Raw genomic sequence first — 229 nt, 5'->3', positions numbered from 1 at the left:
GGGGGGGGGGGTGGTGGGTGTTAGGGTAGGGGGTATTGTTCGGGGCGGAAGTACTTTGACCCAGCAGCTGGTGAAGAACTTCTATCCCTCTAACCAGCGAACCTTTACCCGGAAGATCGAAGAAGCCTTCATGTCTCTATTGCTGGAATTTCATTACATCAAAGACAAAATTCTTGAGACGTACCTGAACGAAGTGTATCTGGGCCAGCAAAGTCAACGCTCGGTTCAT

At 50.2% G+C, this 229-nt stretch carries 1 protein-coding gene; it reads left to right on the top strand.

Features of this window, described 5'->3' with window-relative positions:
• Positions 1 to 13 precede the first annotated feature (13 nt).
• Positions 14 to 229 (top strand): transglycosylase domain-containing protein (locus ACY2RR_RS24935; protein WP_490110888.1); only part of this gene is annotated, 216 nt, incomplete at its 3' end.

This window comes from Parendozoicomonas sp. 2304DJ65-17 (assembly GCF_058148445.1).
This window is presented reverse-complemented; position numbering and strand designations above follow the sequence as displayed.